5 protein-coding genes and 1 pseudogene are annotated in these 6,162 nt (G+C 70.6%); 2 read left to right on the top strand and 4 right to left on the bottom strand.

Annotated elements, in window-relative coordinates; translation table 11 throughout:
- The 4 genes and pseudogenes from ACFE7U_RS17100 to ACFE7U_RS17085 form a co-directional block, all read right to left on the bottom strand.
- Positions 1-371: pseudogene (locus ACFE7U_RS17100) on the bottom strand (anthranilate phosphoribosyltransferase); the annotation flags it as partial.
- A 44-nt stretch (positions 372-415) separates the two neighbouring features.
- On the bottom strand, positions 416-1,030 hold the full coding sequence (locus ACFE7U_RS17095) for an anthranilate synthase component II (RefSeq protein WP_375410914.1): 615 nt from the start codon (positions 1,028-1,030) through the stop codon (positions 416-418).
- A gap of 98 nt (positions 1,031-1,128) precedes the next feature.
- On the bottom strand, positions 1,129-2,652 hold the full coding sequence (gene trpE / locus ACFE7U_RS17090) for an anthranilate synthase component I (protein ID WP_375410913.1): 1,524 nt from the start codon (positions 2,650-2,652) through the stop codon (positions 1,129-1,131).
- 19 nt (positions 2,653-2,671) lie between these two features.
- Positions 2,672-4,573 (bottom strand): SurA N-terminal domain-containing protein, encoded by a 1,902-nt coding sequence (locus tag ACFE7U_RS17085; protein ID WP_375410912.1) that lies wholly within the window; start codon positions 4,571-4,573, stop codon positions 2,672-2,674.
- Between the two features lie 229 nt (positions 4,574-4,802).
- On the opposite strand from ACFE7U_RS17085, the gene tpiA reads away from it, so the two are divergent.
- Together tpiA and secG are read left to right on the top strand one after the other, a co-directional pair.
- Positions 4,803-5,564 (top strand): triose-phosphate isomerase, encoded by a 762-nt coding sequence (gene tpiA / locus ACFE7U_RS17080; protein WP_375410911.1) that lies wholly within the window; start codon positions 4,803-4,805, stop codon positions 5,562-5,564.
- Positions 5,565-5,717: 153 nt separating this feature from the next.
- Positions 5,718-6,149 (top strand): preprotein translocase subunit SecG, encoded by a 432-nt coding sequence (secG, locus tag ACFE7U_RS17075; RefSeq protein WP_375410910.1) that lies wholly within the window; start codon positions 5,718-5,720, stop codon positions 6,147-6,149.
- Positions 6,150-6,162: the final 13 nt, after the last annotated feature.

Genomic DNA, 6,162 nt, shown 5'->3' with positions numbered 1-6,162 from the left:
ACGTCGGCCGCACCCGAGCGCGAGGTCGCGGCGCGGTTGCCATGCTTGGCGACCGGCACGCCGCAGGCGGCGGTGACGATCGCGGCCAGAGTCGAGACGTTGTAGCTGCCGGAATGGTCGCCGCCCGTGCCGACGACGTCGACGGCGCCGGGCACGGGCGTGACCCGCACCATGCGGGCGCGCATCGCCTCGACCGCGCCGAGGATCTCATCCTCCGCCTCGCCCCTGACCTTCAGGGCGATCAGGAAGGCGCTGGCCTGGACGGGAGTGACGTGGCCCGACAGCAGCGCGTCGAAGGCGGTACGGGCGTCGTCGCGGGAAAGCGCCCGGCCGGCCGAGACCGTGGCGAGGAGGGGCTTGAACGAATCCATCGTCGTGGCGCGCGGTCCGGCTCCGAAGGGGGCGGTTCGGGCCGTCAATGCACGCCGGTGCGCGCCTTGTCACGCGCCGCGTTCCAGGCGGCGGCGATGTCGAGGAAGTTGCGCACCATGTGGGCGCCGTGATGCGAGAGGATGCTCTCGGGATGGAACTGGACGCCGTGGATCGGCAGTCTGGCGTGCTCCAGCGCCATGATCAGCCCGTCGGCCTCGGCCGTCACCCGCAGTGTCTCTGGGCAGGTGGCGCGCTCCACCACGAGGGAATGGTAGCGCGTCGCCTCGAACGGCCCGTTGAGGCCCCGAAACAGGCCCGAGGCGCGGTGCTCGATCGTCGAGACCTTGCCGTGCTTCGGGGCGGGCGCCCGCACGACTTCGCCGCCGAAGGCCTGCCCGATCGCCTGGAGCCCGAGGCAGACGCCGAAGATCGGGACCTCGCCGGACAGCTCGCGGATCACGTCGAGGCAGATGCCGGCCTCGTTGGGCGAGCACGGCCCCGGCGACAGCACCACCGCGTCGGGCGCACGCTCGCGGATGCCCTGGATCGTGATGGCATCGTTGCGCACCACGTCGATCGCGCCGCAGAGCGGACCGATGAGGTGGACGAGATTCCAGGTGAAGGAATCGTAGTTGTCGATGACGAGGACGTCGGACATCGGCTCACGCGGTCGAGGACTGGCCCCGATGTGACGGCAGGCCCGAGCCTGGTCAACCCTGCCCGAGCGCCGCATCCGCGCCCGGGATTTTCGGGAGGCTACTGCCCCCGCCGCGCCCGGCTCGCGAAGACCACGGCATCCTCGGCCGCGCGGAACAGGGCGCGCGCCTTGTTCACGCATTCCTGCTGTTCGGAGGCCGGATCGGAATCGTAGACGATGCCCGCTCCCGCCTGCACGTGCATGCGGCCGTCCTTCACGATGGCGGTGCGCAGGACGATGCAGGTGTCCATCTCGCCGCGCGCGCCGAAATAGCCGATGCAGCCGCCATAGGGGCCGCGCTTCTGGCTCTCCAATTCGTCGATGATCTGCATGGCGCGGACCTTGGGCGCCCCCGAGACGGTGCCGGCGGGAAAGCCGGCGGCCAGCGCGCTGAGGGGATCGTGGGCGGGATCGAGCGCACCCTCCACGTTCGAGACGATGTGCATCACTTGGCTGTAATATTCGAGGAAGAACGAATCCGTCACCCGCACCGAGCCGATCGCCGAGACGCGGCCGACGTCGTTGCGGCCGAGATCGAGCAGCATCAGGTGCTCGGAACGCTCCTTTGGGTCGGCCAGCAGCTCTTCGGCCAGCGCCCGGTCCTCGGACGGCGTGGCGCCGCGCCGGCGCGTGCCGGCGATCGGCCGGATGGTGACGACGCCTTCGCGCACCCGCACCAAGATCTCGGGCGACGAGCACACCACCTGGAAATCCTCGAAGTCGAGGTAGCACAGGAAGGGAGCCGGGTTGGTGCGCCGAAGCGAGCGATAGAGCGCGAAGGCAGGCAGGGTGAAGGGCGCCTCGAAGCGCTGCGAGAGCACGACCTGGAAGATGTCGCCGGCGACGATGTACTCCTTGGCTCGCGCCACCATCGCGAAGAACTGGTCCGGCGTGGTGTTGGAGACTGCCTCTGGCGCCGCGATGTCCCGAGGATCGACCCGCGCATCGACGGGGAGCGGGCCTTCCAGCGTCTCGGCGACGCGCTCGAGAGCGGCGAGCGCGGTCTCGTAGGCGGCCCTGGCGCTCACGCCGTCGCGGTGGCGGATCGGCGCCACCACGGTGATGAGGTCGCGCACCGCATCGAACACCACCATCACCCTGGGTCGGATCAGGATCGCGTCCGGCACGCCGAGGGGGTCGGGATTGGGCGCGGCCAGGTTCTCCATCGACCGGACCATGTCGTAGCCGAGATAGCCGAACAGGCCGGCGGCCATGGGGGGCAGCGCATCGGCCTGAACCTGTTCGCCGATGGCGCTCTCGGCGATGAGAGCCCGCAGGCTCTCGAGGGGATGTGCCTCCTCGGTCGCGAAAGCCGACAGGTCCGGTCCCCGCGCAATCTCGGCGCGGCCGTCGCGGCAGCGCCAGGCGAGGTCGGGGTCGAGGCCGATCATCGAGTAGCGGCCGCGCACCGCGCCGCCTTCCACGGATTCGAGCAGGAAGGCGGGACCGGCATGGCCGGCGCTGAGCTTGAGATAGGCCGCGACCGGCGTCTCAAGGTCCGCCACCAGGGTCAGGCTGAGCAGCGTCGCCCGCCCCGCCTCGTAGGCCTCGGCCACATGCGCGGCGGCGGAAGGGTCGGACATCGGGCGCGTTCCTGACGGCTCAGTATTCGCCGCCGATGGCGCGCCGGAAGGCCGCCTGGTTCACGGTGACGCCCGCATCCTTCTGGACCTCGCCGATATACTGGCTGAGCACGTCGTCGGCGACGACGGTGCGGAACCGCGTCTCGATCGCCGCATCGGCCGGGCTGCCGAGGACCAGGGCCGGCATCGTCGCCGTCGTGACCTTGAACACCACGCGCGCCTCGCCCGATTCGGCCGAGCTCGCCTTGTCTACGGGGGTAGCGAAGATGCGCTCGACGCTCGACGCGGTGATCTGACCCTTCGGCTGCCCGCGCGCGAGGTCGGCTTCGGTCTCGGCCTGGACTCCGGTCTCGGCGGCCAGCGCTTCCAGGGTCTCGCCCTTGTCGAGGCGGGCCGTCAGGTCCCGGGCCTTGGCGGCGAGGCGCTTGGCGACCTCGGCGCTGCGCCAGCCGGCGGCCACGGCATCGCGGACGTCTGCGAGCGGCTTGTCGTGCGCCCGCTCGACGTTGGTGACATCGTACCAGATGTAGCCCCCGGCCTTGGTACGCAGGGCCTCGGAATCGCCGCCGACCTCGCCGCGGAAGACCGCCGGCAGGGTGGTGTCGCGGTCGGGGATGCCGGCCACCATCGCGCCGGCCGGGTCGGCGCCGCTCGCATCGATCGCCGGAATGGTCAGGAGCGGCAGGCTGCGCTCCTTGGCGATGTCGGCGAGTGGCTTGGTGTTGGCGCGCTGCTCCTCGATGGTGTCATGCGCAGTATCGATCTCGGCGGTGGCGCGCTCCCGAGCGATGGTCTTTCGGATCTCGGCCTCGACCTCCGACAGGGGCTTCAGGCTCTCGGGCGTGATCGCCGTCACCCGCAGGAGCACGGGCCCGAACCGGCCCTGCACGGGCGTGCTCACGGTGTTGAGGGGAAGGGCGAAGGCCGCCTCCGCCACCGCCTTGTCGAACAGCTCGGCCTTCGTCAGCGTGCCGAGCGACAGGTCCTTGGCGTTGACGCCGCGGGCCAGCGCCACGGCCTCGAACGGCTTCTCGCCGGCTTCGATCTCCTTGCGCGCCGCCTCGGCGGTGGCGGCATCGGGAAACACGATCTGCTGGATGGTGCGGCGCTCGGGCGAGCCATAGGTGCCGCGGCTGGCCTCGTAGCGCTTGGCCACGTCCTCGGCGCTCACCGCGTCGGGCTTGGCCAGGGCCTCCGGGTCGAGCACCAGCATCGTCACCGCACGGGTCTCGGGCGCCCGGTACGACGACTTGTTCTCCTCGTAGAAGGCCTTGAGCTCGTCCTCGCTCGCGGCCGGAATGTCGCCGGCCACCGACGGCGGCAGCATCATGAAGGCCGCCGACCGACGCTCGGTCGTGTAGCGATGCACGGCCTCGCGCATCGCCGCCGGCACGTGCAGGTCGGCCGCCACGGCCTCGGCGAGCTGGAGCCGTGCGATCACGGCGCGCTGCTCGCGCACGAAGGTCGCCTCGTTGATGCCGGCCCGCTGCAGGGTCTGGAAGAACAGGTTGGCGTCGAACGCGCCGTTGGTGCCCTTGAAGGCGGCCTCCTCGCGGATCGCCCGGAGGACCGCGGCATCCGGCACCACCAGCCCCAGCGCTTGCGCCTGCTGGTCGAGGGAGGCCTCGCTGACGAGCTGCGCCAGCACCTGCCGGTCGATCCCGAGAGCGCGCGCCTGATCCGGGGTGAAGCTGCGCTTCATCTGGGTCTGGTAGCGCTGCAGCTGGTTCTGGTAGGCGTTGCGCACCGCCTCCGCCGAGATCGCCGTCCGGCCCACCGTCGCCACGCTGGTGGACGAGCCGCCACGGAAGAAATCCTCCACCCCGAACACGGCGACGCCGGCGATCAGGAAGGTGAAGATCACGCCGAGCACGATCTTGCCGAGCCAGTGGCTGCTGGCCGTGCGGATATTCTGCAGCATCGAACGCTCGGTTGCCCGTCAGTGTGGGTGGTCGGCCGGCGAGGCGCAGTCGCCTCCACCATTCGCCGGTCTCTATCAAGCCGGTTGCGATAGACCATCCGCCCGCCATCCGCAAAACCTAAGGGGATTCCGCTCTCGCTTGGTTTGCGCCCTTCCGGCGGCTCTGTTACGGCCCCGGCCCGAGGCCTGAGAGTCGGACGTTCGCGTAAACCGGGGCATGAGGGACACGATGACGGGTCGAGCGCGGCGTCCGCTGGTTGCCGGCAATTGGAAGATGAACGGCCTGCGCACCGCGGTGGCCATCGTCGAGGCGGTGCGCAACGGCCTCACCGCACCGATGAGGGAGGCGGTCGACGTCCTGATCTGCCCGCCTTCGACCCTGATCTCGTCCTGCGTCGCGGCGGTCTACGATTCACCCATCTCCATCGGCGGCCAGAACCTCCACGCCAAGGCGAGCGGCGCGTTCACCGGCAGCATCTCGGCCGAGATGCTGGCCGATCTCGGCGCCCGCTACGTCATCGTCGGCCATTCCGAGCGCCGGGCCTACCATCACGAGACCGATGACGGCGTCCACGCCAAGGCGCTCGGCGCCCGTCGCGCCGGCCTTTGCGGCATCATCTGCGTCGGCGAGACCCGGGAGGAGCGCGAGGAGGGCCGGGCACTGGACATCGTGCGCGCCCAGCTCGCCATCGGCGTGCCCAAGGGCGCCACCGCCCGCGACACCGTGATCGCCTACGAGCCGGTCTGGGCGATCGGCACCGGCCTGACGCCGACGCCAGCCGACATCGCCGAGGTCCACGCGTCCCTGCGCGAGATGCTCGGCCAGCTCATCGGCCCGGAGGCGCAGAAGGTCCGCATCCTCTACGGTGGCTCGGTGAAGCCCGGGAACGCCCGCGAGCTCATGGCGGTGGAGAACGTCGACGGTGCGCTGGTCGGCGGCGCCAGCCTCGTGGCGGAGGACTTCCTTGCCATCGTGGCGGCCTGCAGCTGAGCGAGCACCGAGGCCCTCGAAGCAAAGGTCTTGCGGGATTTGGCGCGCCTGCCGATCTCGTGTAGGGAGCGCGTTCTCTCGCAGACCTTCCGCTCCGACGCGGCGGCCCCATGCCGTTCGGATGCCTGGAATCCCGGACCTTCGTAAAGCGACATGCAGACCGTCCTGATCTCGATCCACCTCATCGTCGTCCTCGGCCTGATCGTCGTGGTGCTGCTGCAGCGTTCCGAGGGCGGCCTCGGGCTGGGCGGCGGGGGGAGCGGCGGAGTCTCCGGCTTCATGACCGGTCGCGGGCAGGCCAATGCGCTCACCCGCGCGACCGCGATCCTGGCCGCCATTTTCTTTGCCACCAGCATGACCCTGGCGGTGATATCGCACCGGGCCGCGGCACCCCGCTCGATCATCGAGGGGGCCGGCACGGCCAATCAGCCGGCGGCGCAGCCCAACGCCGACAACCTCCTCGACACGCTGCGCCAGGGGCAGGGCGCCCCGCCGGTGCCGGTACCCGCCGCGCCGGCCCAGCCGACGGCTCCGGTGCCGTCCCCGACCCAGCCGTCGACGCCCGACGCTCCGCAATCGCGCTGACGACGCGGCGCGC

Source organism: uncultured Methylobacterium sp., from assembly GCF_964251405.1.
GTDB lineage: Bacteria > Pseudomonadota > Alphaproteobacteria > Rhizobiales > Beijerinckiaceae > Methylobacterium.
This window is presented reverse-complemented; position numbering and strand designations above follow the sequence as displayed.